This window comes from Streptomyces sp. BL1 (assembly GCF_057628045.1).
On record NZ_JBXYWZ010000002.1, the window covers coordinates 2,849,922 to 2,866,646 of the forward strand.

The 16,725-nt window shown below is 70.5% G+C and carries 17 protein-coding genes; 6 read left to right on the forward strand and 11 right to left on the reverse strand.

What is annotated here, in order from left to right:
• Nucleotides 1–125 precede the first annotated feature (125 nt).
• Together AC3AGO_RS12450 and AC3AGO_RS12455 are read right to left on the reverse strand one after the other, a co-directional pair.
• Nucleotides 126–974: a 3-hydroxyacyl-CoA dehydrogenase family protein gene (locus AC3AGO_RS12450; RefSeq protein ID WP_487820237.1), complete on the reverse strand. Its 849-nt coding sequence runs from the start codon at nt 972–974 to the stop codon at nt 126–128.
• A gap of 282 nt (nt 975–1,256) precedes the next feature.
• The gene (locus AC3AGO_RS12455) at nt 1,257–1,982 is read right to left on the reverse strand and encodes a TetR/AcrR family transcriptional regulator (RefSeq protein ID WP_487820238.1); all 726 of its coding nucleotides are present in this window, start codon (nt 1,980–1,982) and stop codon (nt 1,257–1,259) included.
• A 97-nt stretch (nt 1,983–2,079) separates the two neighbouring features.
• On the opposite strand from AC3AGO_RS12455, the gene AC3AGO_RS12460 reads away from it, so the two are divergent.
• Together AC3AGO_RS12460 and dapF are read left to right on the forward strand one after the other, a co-directional pair.
• Nucleotides 2,080–2,652 carry a cob(I)yrinic acid a,c-diamide adenosyltransferase gene (locus AC3AGO_RS12460; protein ID WP_487820239.1) on the forward strand — a complete coding sequence of 191 codons (573 nt, stop codon included), beginning with the start codon at nt 2,080–2,082 and terminating at the stop codon, nt 2,650–2,652.
• A 106-nt stretch (nt 2,653–2,758) separates the two neighbouring features.
• Entirely contained in the window at nt 2,759–3,766 is a 1,008-nt protein-coding gene (gene dapF, locus AC3AGO_RS12465; RefSeq protein ID WP_487820240.1) for a diaminopimelate epimerase, read from the forward strand.
• 61 nt (nt 3,767–3,827) lie between these two features.
• On the opposite strand, the gene AC3AGO_RS12470 is transcribed toward dapF, so the two are convergent.
• Nucleotides 3,828–4,409 (reverse strand): hypothetical protein, encoded by a 582-nt coding sequence (locus AC3AGO_RS12470; RefSeq protein WP_487820241.1) that lies wholly within the window; start codon nt 4,407–4,409, stop codon nt 3,828–3,830.
• Nucleotides 4,410–4,580: 171 nt separating this feature from the next.
• Between AC3AGO_RS12470 and AC3AGO_RS12475 the strand changes: the two genes are divergently transcribed.
• The 4 genes from AC3AGO_RS12475 to AC3AGO_RS12490 all read left to right on the forward strand — a co-directional run bounded on the left by AC3AGO_RS12475 (nt 4,581) and on the right by AC3AGO_RS12490 (nt 9,921).
• Nucleotides 4,581–5,954: a sensor histidine kinase gene (locus tag AC3AGO_RS12475; RefSeq protein WP_487820242.1), complete on the forward strand. Its 1,374-nt coding sequence runs from the start codon at nt 4,581–4,583 to the stop codon at nt 5,952–5,954.
• Nucleotides 5,951–6,631: a response regulator gene (locus AC3AGO_RS12480; protein ID WP_487820243.1), complete on the forward strand. Its 681-nt coding sequence runs from the start codon at nt 5,951–5,953 to the stop codon at nt 6,629–6,631. Before AC3AGO_RS12475 ends, AC3AGO_RS12480 begins: the two co-directional genes overlap by 4 nt.
• A gap of 313 nt (nt 6,632–6,944) precedes the next feature.
• Nucleotides 6,945–8,834 carry a glycosyl hydrolase family 18 protein gene (locus tag AC3AGO_RS12485; protein WP_487820244.1) on the forward strand — a complete coding sequence of 630 codons (1,890 nt, stop codon included), beginning with the start codon at nt 6,945–6,947 and terminating at the stop codon, nt 8,832–8,834.
• Between the two features lie 157 nt (nt 8,835–8,991).
• Entirely contained in the window at nt 8,992–9,921 is a 930-nt protein-coding gene (locus tag AC3AGO_RS12490; protein ID WP_487820245.1) for an AEC family transporter, read from the forward strand.
• 42 nt (nt 9,922–9,963) lie between these two features.
• On the opposite strand, the gene AC3AGO_RS12495 is transcribed toward AC3AGO_RS12490, so the two are convergent.
• The 8 genes from AC3AGO_RS12495 to atpE form a co-directional block, all read right to left on the reverse strand.
• The gene (locus AC3AGO_RS12495) at nt 9,964–10,425 is read right to left on the reverse strand and encodes a DUF2550 domain-containing protein (RefSeq protein WP_487820246.1); all 462 of its coding nucleotides are present in this window, start codon (nt 10,423–10,425) and stop codon (nt 9,964–9,966) included.
• Between the two features lie 127 nt (nt 10,426–10,552).
• The gene (locus AC3AGO_RS12500; RefSeq protein ID WP_487820247.1) at nt 10,553–10,933 is read right to left on the reverse strand and encodes a F0F1 ATP synthase subunit epsilon; all 381 of its coding nucleotides are present in this window, start codon (nt 10,931–10,933) and stop codon (nt 10,553–10,555) included.
• Nucleotides 10,934–11,019: 86 nt separating this feature from the next.
• Nucleotides 11,020–12,474: a F0F1 ATP synthase subunit beta gene (gene atpD, locus AC3AGO_RS12505; protein ID WP_487820248.1), complete on the reverse strand. Its 1,455-nt coding sequence runs from the start codon at nt 12,472–12,474 to the stop codon at nt 11,020–11,022.
• Nucleotides 12,475–12,476: 2 nt separating this feature from the next.
• The gene (locus tag AC3AGO_RS12510; RefSeq protein WP_487820249.1) at nt 12,477–13,421 is read right to left on the reverse strand and encodes a F0F1 ATP synthase subunit gamma; all 945 of its coding nucleotides are present in this window, start codon (nt 13,419–13,421) and stop codon (nt 12,477–12,479) included.
• Between the two features lie 3 nt (nt 13,422–13,424).
• Nucleotides 13,425–14,996 (reverse strand): F0F1 ATP synthase subunit alpha, encoded by a 1,572-nt coding sequence (atpA, locus tag AC3AGO_RS12515; protein ID WP_487820250.1) that lies wholly within the window; start codon nt 14,994–14,996, stop codon nt 13,425–13,427.
• A gap of 88 nt (nt 14,997–15,084) precedes the next feature.
• Nucleotides 15,085–15,900 carry a F0F1 ATP synthase subunit delta gene (locus tag AC3AGO_RS12520; RefSeq protein ID WP_487820251.1) on the reverse strand — a complete coding sequence of 272 codons (816 nt, stop codon included), beginning with the start codon at nt 15,898–15,900 and terminating at the stop codon, nt 15,085–15,087.
• On the reverse strand, nt 15,897–16,442 hold the full coding sequence (locus AC3AGO_RS12525) for a F0F1 ATP synthase subunit B (protein WP_487820252.1): 546 nt from the start codon (nt 16,440–16,442) through the stop codon (nt 15,897–15,899). The genes AC3AGO_RS12520 and AC3AGO_RS12525 overlap by 4 nt, the downstream gene beginning before the upstream one ends.
• A gap of 41 nt (nt 16,443–16,483) precedes the next feature.
• Complete coding sequence (atpE, locus tag AC3AGO_RS12530) at nt 16,484–16,720, reverse strand: ATP synthase F0 subunit C (RefSeq protein WP_487820253.1); 237 nt, start codon at nt 16,718–16,720, stop codon at nt 16,484–16,486.
• Nucleotides 16,721–16,725 lie beyond the last annotated feature (5 nt).

Sequence of the window (16,725 nt, forward strand, 5' to 3'; positions counted from 1 at the left end):
AATCTCTCACCACAACTGACTGCCGAACCGGCAGTGAAGTTGCCGTCCGTACTCGAACCGATACGGATTTCACCCTTGCGGGCGACGCCATACCGGACGTGTTCCCCAGCGCACCGGAGTGCGCGTCAGTGCGCGTAGTAACCGCGGCCGCTCTTCCGGCCGAGGTCGCCCGCGTCGACCATGCGCCGCATCTGTTCGGGCGGCGCGAACTTCTCGTCGTGCGACTCGTCGTAGATGTTCTCGCTGGCGTGCATCAGGATGTCCACGCCGGTCAGGTCCGCCGTCGCCAGCGGGCCCATCGCGTGTCCGAAGCCGAGCCGGCAGGCCGTGTCGATGTCCTCGGCGCTGGCGACGCCCGACTCGTGCAGCTTCGCCGCCTCGACGACGAGCGCCGAGATGAGCCGGGTGGTGACGAACCCCGCGACGTCACGGTTGACGACGATGCAGGTCTTGCCCGTCGACTCCGCGAACGACCGCGCGGTGGCCAGGGTTTCGTCGCTGGTCTTGAGCCCGCGGACGAGCTCGCAGAGCTGCATCATCGGCACCGGCGAGAAGAAGTGCGTGCCGACGACCCGCTCGGGGCGCGACGTCGCCGCCGCGATCTTGGTGATGGGAATGGCGGAGGTGTTCGACGCGAGCACCGCGTCGTCCTTCGCCAGCTTGTCCACCGCGGCGAAGATCTCCCGCTTGGTGTCGATCTGTTCGAAGACGGCCTCGACGACGAGGTCCGCGTCGGCCACCGCGTCGAGCTCGGTGCTGGTGCTGATCCGCGCCAGCGCCGCGTCCGCGTCCTGCTCCGACAGCCTGCCCTTGCCGACGAACTTCTCGTACGAGGCCTTGATTCCGTCGGTGCCGCGGGTCAGCGCCTCGTCCGTCACATCGCGGAGCACCACGTCCCAGCCGGCCTGCGCCGAGACCTGCGCGATCCCGGACCCCATGAGTCCGGCCCCGATGACGGCGAGCTTCTTCGCCACGACAACACCCACCTTGCTCTGCCACTCCGCGCCACTGTGCCGAGCCGCTCGAATACGCGATCCCCGTGGAGCCGTGCCCGGTGGTGCCGGCAGTGTGCGCCGTCGTCGCCTTCTCGCCCCGTACGCACGTCGGCTGACGGTGCGTCGGCGCCCCGATGACTCCCCTGGGATCCGGACTTTATCGGCTCCGGGGCGGGCGTGGGGAGGCCGGAGACGCGTGTCACGCCCCACACGACGGACGTCACACCCGCGGGGAACCGGGCCGTGCCCGGAGTCGTCGTCCTATGCCCGCCGGGCGCCGCGCCGCCTGCCGCCCGCCGGCGGCTCCGCGCGTGTCGCGTACCGCAGCAGCTCGCCGGAGGCGAGGGTCTCGAACGCGTCGAGCCTGCCGAGCGAGGCACGCGCCACGTCCCCGGCGTCCGCCCCGCGGGCGAGGGCCTGAGCCGCCGTACGGAACACCGTGTCGCTCACCGTGGTGAGCTGGCCCGCCACCAACTCCGGCAGCGGGTCCCCCTCTTCGGCCCCGGTCTCCGCGCGCAGCGTCTGTGCCAGCCGGTCCGCCGTACGCTGCTGCATGAGGAAGAGCCGGGCCAGCAGCGACGGGGCCTCGTCGATGACACGTACGAACCTGTCGTACTCCTCCAGCATCCCGGCGTGGACGTTCCGCTCGGCGATGTCGGACCGCATCCGGCCGAGCAGCGCGTCCGCGGCGGACTCCCCCGGCGCCCGCTCCCGTACCAGCCGGGAGGGCCGGTCGACCCGCTCTTCCGTACGGTCGAAGAAAAGGTCCTCTTTGGTGGCGAAGTAGTTGTAGACCGTGTTCACCGAGACGTCCGCGGCGTCGGCGATCTCGGCGACGGTCACCCGGTGGAAGCCGCGTTCGAGCATCAGCCCGGTGGCGATGTCGGAGATCCGCTGCCGGGTCTCGCGCTTCTTGCGCTCCCGCCGCCCCTCCGGCCGCCCGTCCGTATTCGTGGATGCGCTGGTCCTCGTGCTGTCGCCGGCCATCGCGCCATCGTAGGGCGGCCTGGGCGGAGTGAAAACTTGGTGAGGCTGCAATATTGGGCATATTGGGCCTGCCGCACACGGCCACTACGCTCGGCACATGGTCAATCTGACGCGCATCTACACCCGTACCGGCGACGCGGGCAGCACCGCCCTCGGGGACATGAGCCGCACCGCCAAGACCGACGCGCGGATCGCCGCGTACGCCGACGCGAACGAGGCGAACGCCGCCATCGGCACGGCGCTGGCGCTGGGCGGTCTGGACGAGGAGCTGCACACGGTGCTCATCCGCGTGCAGAACGACCTGTTCGACGTGGGCGCCGACCTGTCGACGCCGGTCGTGGAGAACCCGGAGTTCCCGCCGCTGCGCGTCGAACAGCTCTACATCGACCGGCTCGAAGCGGACTGCGACCGGTTCAACGAGCGGCTGGACAAGCTGCGCAGCTTCATCCTGCCGGGCGGCACGCCGGGCGCGGCGCTGCTGCACCAGGCCTGCACGGTCGTACGCCGGGCCGAACGCTCCACCTGGGCGGCGCTGGAGGAGCACGGCGAGATCATGAACCCGCTCACCGCGACCTATCTGAACCGGCTCTCCGACCTGCTGTTCATCCTGGCCCGCACGGCCAACAAGGAGGTCGGCGACGTGCTGTGGGTGCCCGGCGGCGAACGCTGATCCGGAGGGCGGCACGCCGACTTGTCCGACGGGCGGCACGCCGGGGTGACCGGCTGCCGCGCGGCACGGGAATGTGCTGTCGTATCACTTCGTTAAGGTGGTCATCATGCCTGGTCTTCCGATCGCCAAGACCCACGGGTCGCGCAACGACATCTTCGTCATCGACGGTGCCCCCGACGACTTCTTCACGTCGCCGGGCGATGTGGCACGCGCCGTCGAGCTGCTGTGCGATCGCAAGCGGGGCCTCGGCGCGGACGGCGCGTATTTCGTCGCCGACGACGGTGACGGCACGGCCCGCGCGTGGTTCTACAACCCGGACGGCTCGGAGTCGCTGCTCTGCGGCAACGGCATGCGGTGCGCCGGGCGGCTGCTGCTGGACCGGCACCAGGCCGAGTCCGTCGCGGTGCACACCGGGCCGTACACCTTCACCGTCCGCGACGCGGGCACGACGGCGCACGGGGTGCGCGAGGTGTCCGTCGAGCTGCCGCCGGTCGACTTCACGCCGGAGCAGCCGATCGTCGCGGGCGCGGGCCCGGCCGGCGCCCCCTTCGTGGACCAGCCCCTCGCGGCGTACCACCCGGCCCGCCGCGTGACGGCGCTCGCCGTGCCGAACTCGCACCTCGTGTCGGTGATCGATTCGTACGAGGAGGCCGAACTGGTCGAGACGGGCCGCCGCGTGGCGGACACCCCGGCCACGTTCCCCGTCGGTGCGAACGTCTCGTTCGTGCTGCCGCTGACCTCCGACGAGGTCTTCATCCACACCTTCGAGCGCGGTGCGGGCCTCACCCCGTCCTGCGGCTCGGGGAACTCCGCCTCCCGCGCCACGCTCTCCCGGCTCGGCCGCATCGACCCGGACCGCCCGGTGCTGATCCGCAACCCCGGCGGCATCGCCCGCAGTTGGCTGCAGCAGGCCGGGGGCGCCTGGCAGCCGGTCCTGGAGGGCAACGCCACCGTCGTCTACCGCACGGAGCTCGACCCGGCGACGCTGCTGGGCGACGGGCCGCTGTCGGTGGACGTGGAGGAGGACACCGCGGAGACCGGCGCGTTCGCCGCGCTGACCGCGGACAACCTCAAGTCCCTGCGGGAGTCCGGCGTTCACCCCTCGGCGGTCTGAGCCGGGTCTCCGAGCAGGGCGTCAACTCCCGCGGCGCGCCCCGGTGTTCCGTACGGGACGCTTACGGGGCGCTGCCGACGCGACGGCGTTCCTCCTCCGCCTGCGCCGGGTCTTTCGGGCGCTTCGGGAAGACCGTGTAGCTGATCGCGACGATCAGGCTGATGCCCGTCACGAGGCCCATCTTTGCCTGCCACGCGCGGAGGGAATCCACCTGCCCCGCGTCGCCCACGTACCAGACGGCCAGTTGCAGCAGGGCCGCCGCGATGGCCGCGCCGCCGACGGCACGCGCGGCCATCTTCCACTCGTGCACGGCTCGGGCCATGCCGTGGCGCGGCGGCTTCACCGGGCGCGGTCCGCCGGCGAAACGGTGCGCGGCGTGCCCGTCGGCCCACTTCACGAGGTAGTGGCCGTGGGTGGCGGTGAAGCCGATGTAGACGGCGGCGAGTCCGTGTTTCCAGTCGGGGGCCGCGCCGTTGCGCAGATCGACGGCCGTCACGACGAACAGCAGCACTTCCAGGGCGGGTTCGCACAGCAGCACCGCGGCGCCCGCGCGGGGCATCCGCGCCGCGTACCGCAACAGCAGCCCGGCGGCCAGCAGCACCCAGAAGCCGATCTCGGCTACGACGATCAGTGTGACGATCATGGCAGGGCTCCCGTGGGACGAGGCGAGGTCTCCAGCGTCCCGCGCCGTCCCGCCCGGATACGTCCTCACCAGCGGTGATTCGGTGCGGCGGGCACTGCATCCTTCGATGTACCGGCAGGCTCGTGCCGCGTGCCGACGCCCGTACCCGGCGGGCCGTGCTGAGATGGGCGCATGCCCGGCCGTCGCCCTCCGCTCCCGCGCCCTCTCCCCCGTCCGCACCGCGACGACTTCCTGATCGCGGCCGCCGGGCTGCTGAGCGGGTTCGTCCTGTGGGGCTTCGGCCTGTACAACAACCCGGCGGGCGCGGCGGAGCGCGGCGACTGGACGCTCGTCCCGCTCACCGTCATGTGCCTGGCCGTACTGGGGCGGCGGGTGGCGCAGCCGTGGGTGCTGGTGCTCGCCGTACCGGCGCTGGTGGCGGACATCGCGTGCGGGTCGCTGCTGACGACGATCGTCCTCTTCTCGGACGTCGTGTACGCGGCGGTGCTGTACGGGTCGCCGCGGCTGTCCCGGCTGATCCCTCCGGTGAGTGTCGCCGTCACGGTGGCGGTCACGTTCACGATGCTGGCGATCGTCCAGGAACCCGCCACACTGCTGCTCGGCGCGCTCTGCGGCGGCATCACCATCGCGCCCGCGTGGACCGGCACCATCGTCCGGGACCACCGCAACACCGCGGCGGCCGAGCGGCTGCGGGCCGAACAGACCGCCCTGCTCGCGGAGATGGACCGGACGCAGGCCGTCACCGCCGAACGGGCCCGCATGGCCCGGGAGCTGCACGACGTGGTCGCCAACCATCTGTCGGCGATCGCCATCCACGCCACCGCCGCCCAGTCCCTCGGCCCCGAGAGCCCCGCGGCGCGGGCCGCGACCACCGAGGCACTGGGCGTCATCCGGGAGAACAGCGTGCAGGGGCTGGCGGAAATGCGGCGGCTCATCGGGCTGTTGCGGGACGCGGAGGGTGAGACGGCCCCCGCGGCCTCCCCCACGCTGGACGGGCTGGAAGCGCTGCTCGACCGGGCCCGCGACGGCACGCCCCGTACGGAGGGCACGCCGCGTACGGAGGGCGCGCCCGGTACGGACAGCGCACCCCGTACGGACGGGTCCGGGCTCCACTTCGTGCTCCGCGACGAGCGGGCCGGGCAGCAGGGGTGCGCCCCGGACCCGCTGCCGGCGCCGGTCGAACTCGCCGCGTACCGCGTCGTCCAGGAGTCCGTCACCAACGCCCTCAAGCACGCCGCGCCCGGTACCGTCACCGTCGAGCTCGGACACCCCGAGCGGGGCGGCCCGTTGACGGTGCGGGTGGTCAGCCCGCTCGGCGATAGGCCGCGTACGGAGGGGCCCCGGGCGCCGGGTTCCGGCGCCGGGCTGATCGGGATGCGGGAGCGGGTGGCGCTGCTGGGCGGCGAGTTGAGCGCGGGCCCGCATGACGATCCGGAGGGCGCCGTCTGGGTCGTCCGCGCGGAGTTGCCGATGGACCGGCCCGCGCGGCCGGAAGGGACCGGCCGGGCCGGGCACCCGGCGGACGCGAAGGAGATGCCGCAGTGACGGAGACGACCGCGATCCGCGTGCTGGTCGCCGAGGACCAGCAGGCCGTACGGGCCGGGCTGGTGCTCATCCTGCGGTCCGCGCCCGGGGAGCCGCGCATCGAGGTCGTCGGCGAGGCGGGCGACGGCGAGGAGGCCATGGCGCGCGCCCGCGAACTGCGGCCCGACATCGTGCTGATGGACCTCCAGATGCCCCGGCTGGACGGCATCACGGCCACCGCGCGGATCACCGGCGAGGGGCTGGCCGACGTGCTCGTGCTGACCACCTTCGACCTGGACGAGTACGTCTTCGGCGCGCTCCGCGCCGGCGCGGCCGGGTTCCTGCTCAAGGACAGCGAGGCGGCAGCGGTGGTGGACGCCGTACGGACCGTCGCGCGCGGCGAGGGGATCATCGCCCCGGCGGTGACGCGGCGGCTCATCACGGAGTTCGCCGCGCCCGGAGGCGGCCGCGCGGGCAGCACCGGCGAGCCGCCCGGCGCGGACGAACTCACCCGGCGGGAGCGGGAGGTGCTGGGCTGCCTCGGCCAGGGGCTGTCGAACGCGGACATCGCGGAGCGCCTCGACATGGCGGAGGCGACGGTGAAGACCCACGTGAGCCGCCTGCTGGGGAAACTGGACCTGCGCAGCAGAACGCAAGCGGCGGTACTGGCCCAGGAATACGGCTACCCCGCCCCCTGACCGTGCCGCACCGGATCAGGGGCGCGGGGAACTGCGCAAACCCCAGCGGAAGCTGCGCCCCTCAAGCGGCACCCACCCAAAGCGCAACGGGGCCGAAGCTCACAAGGGTCACCACGGCCGCATGGCCGATACGCACCGTACACCCAACTCCCCATAGGTCCAGACCTCTTGACCACTGGTACAGACCTCTCTACTGTCCCGTTCACTGCGGTGAGCATTGGCCCCACACGAGCTCGCAAGGCGGCGCAGGTCCTTCTCCCGTCCCGTACGGGCCTTCCACCTGGCCCAGGACCCAGCTTGCGAGGAGTACCCGTTGAGATCCCGAACCGCTTCCGAAAGACCGGCGCCTGACGGGCGTTGGCGGCGTACGGCCCGTACCGCCGTCCGCACGGCAGGGCGCAAGGCCGCACTGTTCGCGGTCGCGCTCGCCCTTCCCCTCACCGGCCTGGTCGGCCTCGCCTCCGAGGCGCAGGCCGCGGGTTCGGCGACCGCGACGTACGCCAAGGCCTCCGACTGGGGCTCCGGCTTCGAGGGCAAGTGGACGGTGAAGAACACCGGCACCACGGCGCTGAGCGACTGGACCGTCGAGTGGGACTTCCCCTCCGGCACCAAGGTGACCTCCGCCTGGGACGCCACCGTCACCAACTCCGGTGACCACTGGACCGCGAAGAACCTCGGCTGGAACGGCAGCCTCGCCCCCGGCGCCTCCGTCAGCTTCGGTTTCAACGGCTCCGGCAGCGGCGCCCCCACCGGCTGCAAGCTCAACGGCGGTTCCTGCGACGGCAGCAGCCTCCCCGGCGACAGCGCCCCCTCCGCGCCCGGCACCCCCGCGGCCTCCGCCGTCACCGACACCTCGGTGAAGCTGGCCTGGACCGCCGCCACCGACGACAAGGGCGTCAAGAACTACGACGTGCTCCGCGACGGGGCGAAGATCTCCACGGTGACCGGCACCTCGTACGAGGACACCGGTCTCACCGCCGGCACGGACTACGCGTACACCGTGCGGGCCCGGGACACCGCCGACCAGACCGGACCGACCAGCGGCGTACGGCAGGTGCGGACGACCGGCGGCGGCACCACCCCGCCCACCGGTGACAAGGTGAAGCTCGGCTACTTCACCAACTGGGGCGTGTACGGCCGCAATTACCACGTGAAGAACCTGGCGACCTCCGGCTCGGCCGAGAAGGTCACGCACATCAACTACGCCTTCGGCAACGTGCAGGGCGGCAAGTGCACCATCGGCGACTCGTACGCCGACTACGACAAGGCCTACACCGCCGACCAGAGCGTCGACGGCAAGGCCGACACCTGGGACCAGCCGCTGCGCGGCAACTTCAACCAGCTGCGGAAGCTGAAGGCCAAGTACCCGCACATCAAGGTCATCTGGTCGTTCGGCGGCTGGACCTGGTCCGGCGGCTTCACCGACGCCGTGAAGAACCCGAAGGCCTTCGCCGAGTCCTGCCACAAGCTGGTCGAGGACCCGCGCTGGGCCGACGTCTTCGACGGCATCGACCTGGACTGGGAATACCCCAACGCCTGCGGCCTGACCTGCGACACCTCGGGTCCCGGCGCCTTCACCACGATGATGAAGTCGATGCGCGAGCAGTTCGGCACCGACAAGGTCACCGCGGCCATCACCGCCGACGGCTCGCCGGGCGGCAAGATCGAGAAGTCGGACTACGCCGGCGCCTCCCAGTACGCCGACTGGTACAACGTCATGACCTACGACTTCTTCGGCGCCTGGGCCAAGGACGGGCCCACAGCGCCGCACTCCCCGCTGCGCTCGTACGACGGCATCCCGCAGCAGGGCTTCGACTCCGAATCGGCCCTCAACAAGCTGAAGGCGCAGGGCGTTCCCGCGAAGAAGCTGCTGCTCGGCATCGGCTTCTACGGGCGCGGCTGGACCGGCGTCACACAGGCCGCACCGGGCGGCTCGGCCACCGGAGCCGCACCCGGCGCGTACGAGGCGGGCATCGAGGACTACAAGCTCCTCAAGACCAAGTGCCCGGCCACCGGCACCGTCGCGGGCACCGCGTATGCCAAGTGCGGCAACGAGTGGTGGAGTTACGACACCCCCGCCACCGTCGCCGGGAAGATGGGCTACGCGAAGCAGCAGGGCCTGGGCGGCGCGTTCTTCTGGGAGTTCAGCGGTGACACCGGCAACGGGGAGCTGGTGACCGCGATCGACGGCGGGCTCAAGTAGCCCCGGCAGCCGGACCGTCGGGACCGCCCGCCGGGGCCGCGGACGCGGACCGCCTCCGCGTCCGCGGCCCCGCATGCCGTGCCCTTGCGCCCGTACGGAGAATGATCTCCGTACGGGCGTACGTGTGTACGGTGTACGGCACAGGGAGGAGCGCACGGTGGGCGGGGTGGTCACGGGCTTCGCGGTGATCGCGAGCATCATCGGGACCGGCTATCTGCTGGGCCGGTTCGAACTGCTCGGCGGCAACGGCCGGGAGGTGCTCACGAAACTCGCCTTCCATGTCGCCACCCCGGCGCTGCTGTTCGAGACCCTCGCCCGCGCCGATCTGTCCGCGCTGGCGTCGGGACCGCTGGTCATCACGGCACTCGCCACGTTCGCCGCGGCGGCCCTCTTCGCGGCGGTCGCGGCCGTACGGCGCTGGCCCGCCGGGTACTCCACCATGGGCGCGCTGTGCGCGAGTTACGTGAACGCCGGGAACCTCGGCATCCCCGTCGCGGCCTATGTGCTGGGCGACGCGTCACTGGTCGCGCCCGTGCTGCTGTTCCAGCAGCTGATCGTGACGCCGGTCGCCCTCACGGTGCTGGACATCACGTCCTCCGGCGGCCACAAGGGCCTGCTGACCCTGCTCACCAGCCCGTTCCGCAACCCCGTCGTGATCGGCTCGCTCGCGGGGGTGGCCGTCGCCGCCTCGGGGCGCGAGCTGCCCGCGCCCGTCCTCGAACCCTTCGAGCTCGTCGGCGGCATGTCGGTGCCGGCGGTGCTGCTGGCGTTCGGGATATCCCTGCGCGGGAGTTCGGCGCCGGCGCGGGGCCCGGACCGCTGGCCGGTGCTGCTGTCGGTGGCGCTCAAGTCGGTGGGGATGCCGGCGATCGCCTGGGCGCTGGGCGCCTGGGTGTTCGGGCTGGGCGGCACGGCGCTGTTCACCGCGGTGGTGACGTCCGCGCTGCCGTCGGCGCAGAACCTCTTCACGTACGCCTCGCGCTACGGAACCGGTACGCGGCTGGCCCGCGAGTCGATCCTGCTGTCCACGCTCATGGCCATTCCGGTACTGCTCGCGGTCGCCGCGCTGCTCTCACCGGGAGGCTGAAGCACTGGGAGAAGCATTACCCGCGCGAGTGACAGCCGCGGATCACGCCACGTTGACTCTCTGTCCTGGCGGGGCCGCTTCCAGCCAGGCCAGGAAACCCGTCAGGGCGTCCTCGCTCATCGCCAGGTCGACGCGGGTGCCGCGGACCGAGCAGGTGAGGATGAACGCGTCGGAGAGCAGGGCCAGTTCCTCCTCGCCGCGGGGATGGCGGCGCTCCAGCACCTCGATGCGGTCCCGCTCCAGCACCCGGCGGGGGCGCGGCGCGTAGGAGAAGACCCGGAACCACTCGATGCGGTCGGCGTTGTAGCGCGCGACCCCGTACGCCCAGCCCTTCCCGGAGGGCTCCTCCCCTGTGGACTCCGGCGAATCGGGCGCGTCCCAGCGGAGGTTGCAGTCGAATGTGCCACCGGAGCGCTGGATCAGCCTTCGCCGTACCCCGAAGGCGAACAGCCCCGCCAGCGCCAGCAGAAGGACCGCGCCGCACAGCAGCAGGGCGAGGACCATCTTCACCGACCTCCTCGCTGTGTCTCGTACTGTGCGAACCGTTCGTGTATGGCTTCAGCCGCGACCCACGCCGAGGGGTGTCCCCGGCGCAGCCCGCGGCTGAGCGTATGTCGAGTCGGCGCCCGCCTCAGTGGGCGGCCACCGCTCGCAGCCGGACGTCGGCGCGCCGCTCGGCGGCGGCGTCCGCGTCGGACTTGGCATTGTCGAGCGCCCGCTGTGCGCGCTCGGCGTCGATCTCGTCCGACAGCTCCGCGATCTCGGCGACCAGCGACAGCTTGTCGTCCGCGAACGAGATGAATCCGCCGTGCACGGCGGCGACGACGGTGCCGCCGCCGCTCTCACCGGCCGTACGGATGGTCACCGGGCCCGACTCCAGCACACCGAGCAGCGGCTGGTGGCCGGGCATGACGCCGATATCACCCGACGAGGTACGCGCGACGACCAGGCTGGCCTCGCCGGACCAGACCTTACGGTCGGCGGCGACCAACTCGACGTGCAGCTCAGCCACTGTGGCTCCTCAGACTGGGATGGGGAAAGGATAAGGGGTACGGGCCGGGGGCGGGCCAGCCGGCCCACCCCCGTCGGCGACTCCGCTCAGCTGACGCCGAGCTTCTTCGCGTTGGCCTTGAGGTCGTCCAGGCCACCGCACATGAAGAACGCCTGCTCCGGGTAGTGGTCGAAGTCACCGTCCGCGATCGCGTTGAACGCGGCGATGGACTCGTCCAGCGGAACATCCGATCCGTCCAGGCCGGTGAACTGCTTCGCCGCGTGGGTGTTCTGCGACAGGAAGCGCTCGATGCGCCGGGCACGGCTCACCGTGAGCTTGTCCTCCTCGGACAGCTCGTCCATGCCGAGAATCGAGATGATGTCCTGGAGGTCCTTGTACTTCTGCAGAATCGTCTTGACGCGCGAGGCGCAGTCGTAGTGGTCCTGCGAGATGTAGCGCGGGTCCAGGATCCGGGACGTCGAGTCCAGCGGGTCGACCGCCGGGTAGATGCCCTTCTCGGAAATCGGCCGCGACAGCGTGGTGGTCGCGTCGAGGTGCGCGAACACGTTCGCCGGCGCCGGGTCGGTGAGGTCGTCCGCCGGCACGTAGATCGCCTGCATCGAGGTGATCGAGTGGCCACGGGTCGAGGTGATGCGCTCCTGGAGCACACCCATCTCGTCCGCCAGGTTCGGCTGGTAACCCACCGCGGAGGGCATCCGGCCGAGCAGCGTCGAGACCTCGGAACCGGCCTGCGTGAAGCGGAAGATGTTGTCCACGAAGAACAGAACGTCCTGGTTCTGCACGTCGCGGAAGTACTCCGCCATGGTCAGACCGGCCAGCGCGACGCGGAGACGGGTCCCCGGCGGCTCGTCCATCTGACCGAAGACCAGCGCGGTCTGCGGCAGAACGCCGGACTCCGCCATCTCCTCGATCAGGTCGTTGCCCTCACGGGTGCGCTCACCGACGCCGGCGAACACGGAAACGCCCTCGTGCAGCTTGGCCACACGCATGATCATTTCCTGGATGAGGACGGTCTTGCCGACGCCCGCGCCGCCGAACAGGCCGATCTTGCCGCCCTTGACGTACGGGGTCAGCAGGTCGACGACCTTCAGGCCGGTCTCGAACATCTCGGTCTTCGACTCGAGCTGGTCGAACGCCGGGGCCTTGCGGTGGATGTTCCACCGCTCGGTGACCTCGGACTCGGCCTCCGGCTCGTTCAGGATCTTGCCGAGGGTGTTGAACACCCGGCCCTTGGTGACGTCGCCGACCGGAACGGTGATGCCCGCACCGGTGTTGGTCACCGGAGCCTGACGGACCAGGCCGTCGGTGGGCTCCATGGCGATGGCCTTGACCAGGCCCTCACCGAGGTGCTGCGCGACCTCGAGGGTGAGGGTCTTCTTCTTGCCGTCCTCGGCCGGGTCGGCCACCTCGACGGTCAGCGCGTTGTAGATCTCCGGCATGGCGTCGACGGGGAACTCCACGTCGACAACCGGGCCGATGACCCGCGCGACGCGGCCGGTGGCCACGCCAGCTGCAGAGGTCGTCTCAACAGTGGTGGTCATAGTTAGCGGTCACTCCCCGCAGAAGCGTCAGCCAGCGCGCTCGCGCCACCGACGATCTCGCTGATTTCCTGGGTGATGTCGGCCTGGCGGGCCGCGTTGGCAAGCCGCGTCAGCGACTTGATGAGGTCTTCTGCATTGTCCGTCGCGGACTTCATCGCACGGCGCGTGGCGGCGTGCTTCGAAGCGGCGGACTGCAGCAGCGCGTTGTAGATGCGGCTCTCGACGTACCGCGGCAGCAGCGCGTCGAGCACCTCCTCCGCCCCGGGCTCGAAGTCGAACAGCGGCAGCATCTCGGGACCGTTCTTCCGGTTCCCCTCGATGACCTCCGCCGACTCCTCGGCGCTCTTCTCGAACTTGAGCGGCAGCATCCGGTTCTGCACCGGGGTCTGCGTCATCATCGAGACGAACTCGGTGTAGACGATGTGGAGTTCGTCCACCGCGCCCTCGGCACCGTCGTCCGCCTGGATCGCCTCGATCAGCGGCGCCGCCACCAGCTTGGCGTCCGCGTACGTCGGGTTGTCCGTGAAGCCGGTCCAGGATTCCCGGACCGGGCGCTCACGGAAGCCGTAGTACGCCACGCCCTTGCTGCCGACGATGAAGTTGGCAACTTCCTTGCCCTCGCCGGTCAGCCGGTTGGTCAGCTGGTCGGCGGCCTTGATGGCGTTGGAGTTGTAACCGCCGGCCAGGCCGCGGTCGCTCGTGATGAGCAGGACTGCGGCCCGGGTCGGACGCTCGGACTCGGTGGTCAGCGGGTGCTGCACGTTCGAACCGGTGGCGACGGCGGTCACCGCGCGGGTGAGCTCCGTCGCGTACGGCTCGGAGGCCGCCACCCTGCGCTGCGCCTTGACGATGCGCGAGGCGGCGATCATCTCCATCGCCCTGGTGATCTTCTTGGTCGCAGAGACGGACTTGATCCGCCTCTTGTAGACCCTCATCTGGGCGCCCATGGCTCAGTCCTCGCCCAGGAGCTTGCCGTCCGATGTCTCGAACTGCTGCTTGAAGGAGTCCACGGCCTCGCCGAGCGACTGCAGGGTGTCGTCCGACATCTTGCCGCCCTCGACGATGCCCGTGAGCAGGCCCTTGTGCTCACGGTGCATGAAGTCCAGCAGCTCGCGCTCGAACCGGCGGATGTCCGCGACCGGGACGTTGTCCATCTTGCCGTTGGTGCCCGACCACACGGAGACGACCTGGTCCTCGGTGGAGAACGGCGCGTACTGCGGCTGCTTGAGCAGCTCAGTCATGCGCTTGCCGCGCTCCAGCGACTGCTTGGACGCGTCGTCCAGGTCGGAACCGAAGGCGGCGAACGCCTCCAGCTCGCGGTACTGGGCGAGGTCCACACGCAGCGAACCGGTGATCTGCTTGATCGCCTTGTGCTGCGCCGAACCACCCACACGCGAGACCGAGATACCGACGTTCAGCGCCGGCCGCTGGCCCGCGTTGAACAGGTCGGACTCCAGGAAGCACTGGCCGTCGGTGATGGAGATGACGTTGGTCGGAATGAACGCCGACACGTCGTTCGCCTTCGTCTCGACGATCGGCAGACCGGTCATCGAGCCCTTGCCCAGGTCGTCGGAGAGCTTGGCGCAGCGCTCCAGCAGACGCGAGTGCAGGTAGAAGACGTCACCCGGGTAGGCCTCACGGCCCGGCGGGCGGCGCAGCAGGAGGGACACGGCGCGGTAGGCGTCGGCCTGCTTGGTCAGGTCGTCGAAGACGACGAGGACGTGCTTGCCCCCGTACATCCAGTGCTGGCCGATGGCCGAGCCGGTGTACGGGGCGATGTACTTGAAGCCGGCCGGGTCGGACGCCGGGGCCGCGACGATCGTCGTGTACTCGAGGGCGCCGGCCTCCTCCAGCGCGCCGCGCACGGACGCGATGGTGGAGCCCTTCTGGCCCACGGCGACGTAGATGCAGCGGACCTGCTTCTCCGGGTCGCCCGAACGCCAGTTGTCGCGCTGGTTGATGATCGTGTCGATGCACAGCGCGGTCTTGCCGGTCTGACGGTCGCCGATGACCAGCTGACGCTGGCCGCGGCCGACCGGGGTCATGGTGTCGACGGCCTTGTAGCCGGTCTCCATCGGCTCGTGGACCGACTTGCGGTCCATGACCGAGGGGGCCTGGAGTTCGAGGGCGCGGCGGCCCTCGCTCTCGATGTCGCCGAGGCCGTCGATCGGGGCGCCCAGCGGGTCCACGACGCGGCCCAGGTAGCCGTCGCCGACCGGAACCGACAGGACCTCGCCGGTGCGGTGCACCTGCTGGCCCTCTTCGATGCCGCTGAACTCACCGAGGACGACCGCACCGATCTCGCGCTCCTCGAGGTTGAGGGCGAGGCCGAGGGTGCCGTCCTCGAACTTCAGCAGCTCGTTCGCCATCGCCGAGGGCAGACCCTCGACCTTCGCGATGCCGTCGCCGGCAACGCTGACCGTCCCGACCTCTTCGCGCGAGGCCGCGTCCGGTTCGTACGACTGGACAAAGTTCTCCAGCGCGTCCCGGATCTCATCCGGCCGGATCGTGAGCTCCGCCATCTGGGTTCCCTGCTCTCCTTGTTGGGCCCGTATGTCTTCTCTACGGCCCAACTCGGGCCGCTAAGTGATGCTGTTGAGTTGGTGTGCGTCAGCCGGCCATGCGCCGCTGCGCGTCGTCGAGGCGGTCCGCGATGGCGCCGTTGATGACCTCGTCACCGACGCGCACCGTGATCCCGCCGAGGACCTCGGGGTCCACGTCGAGGTTCAGGTGCACCCGGCGGCCGTACAGCTTCGCCAGCGCCGCGCCGAGGCGCTCCCGCTGCCGGTCGCTGAGCGGCACCGCGGAGGTGACGACCGCGACCGACCGGCCACGGCGGTCCGCCGCCAGCTTGGAGAGGGCTTCGAGCCCACCGTCCAGGCTACGTCCGCGGGGCTGGGTCACGAGACGCGTCACCAGACGCTCCGTCGCGGGCCGCGCCCTGCCGCCGAGCAGCGAGTGCAGCAGCTGCGTCTTGGCGGCCGGTGTGGCCTTGGTGTCGGACAGCGCCGCACGCAGATCCGGCGTCGAGGAAACGGTCCGGGCGAACCGGAACAGCTCGTCCTCCACGTCGTCCAGCGAGCCGTCCCGCTCCGCCGCGACGAGGTCGGCGGAGTCCGCCAACTCCTCCACGGCGTCCACGAAGTTGCGCGGCGAGGACCAGCGGGACCGGACCATGCCGGACACCAGGTCGACGGTCGCCCCGCCGACCTGCCCGCCGAGCACCTGCCCGACGAGCTCGGCCTTGCGCGCGCCGTCCTGCGCCGGGTCGGTGAGGACCCGACGCAGCGACACCTCGCGGTCGAGCAGCGCGGTGACGGCGGACAGCTCGTCGGCGAGCACGGTGGCGTCGGTCGACGTGTTGTCGGTCAGCGCCGTCAGGCTCTCGCTTGCTGCGGCCCGTGCTTCGCGGCTCGCTCCACTCATCGGGTGGCCTCGGCCTTCTCCTCGAGGTCGTCGAGGAACCGGTCGATGGTGCGGCTCTGCCGGGCGTGGTCCTCGAGGGACTCGCCGACGAGCTTGCCGGCCAGGTCGGTGGCGAGCTTGCCCACGTCCTGACGCAGCGACTGCGCGGCCTGCTTACGGTCCGCCTCGATCTGCGAGTGGCCGGCAGCGACGATCTCCTCACGCTGCCGCTGGCCTTCCGCACGCATCTCGGCGATGAGCGCGGCGCCCTGCTCCTGCGCTTCCGAGCGCAGACGCGCGGCCTCGTGACGAGCCTCCGCGAGCTGGTCCTTGTACTGCTGCAGGACTTCAGCCGCTTCTTGCTGAGCCTCTTCGGCCTTCTCGATGCCGCCCTCGATGGCCTCGCGGCGCTCTTCCAGAACCTTGTTGATGTTCGGAAGGAGCTTCTTCCACAGGAAGAAAAAGACGATGGCAAAGGCGATCAGACCGATGACAAGCTCTGGGATCGGCGGGACGAGAGGATTCTGCTTCTCCTCTGCCGCCATCTGTACCAGGGCGATCACATCAGTGCCTTTCGTGGAGGAATTCTGTCAACGGTCCAGGATCACGGGCCGTAGACGAACGGCATGACGATGCCGATGAGGGCGAGCGCCTCACAGAAGGCGAAGCCGAGAATCTGGTTCTGACGGATCAGGCCGGCCGCCTCGGGCTGGCGGGCCAGCGCCTGGGTGCCGTTACCGAAGACGATGCCGACGCCGACGCCCGGGCCGATGGCGGCGAGGCCGTAGCCGATGGAGCCGAGCGAGCCGGAGACAGCAGCAAGGTTCTGGAGAGCGGACATGCCGT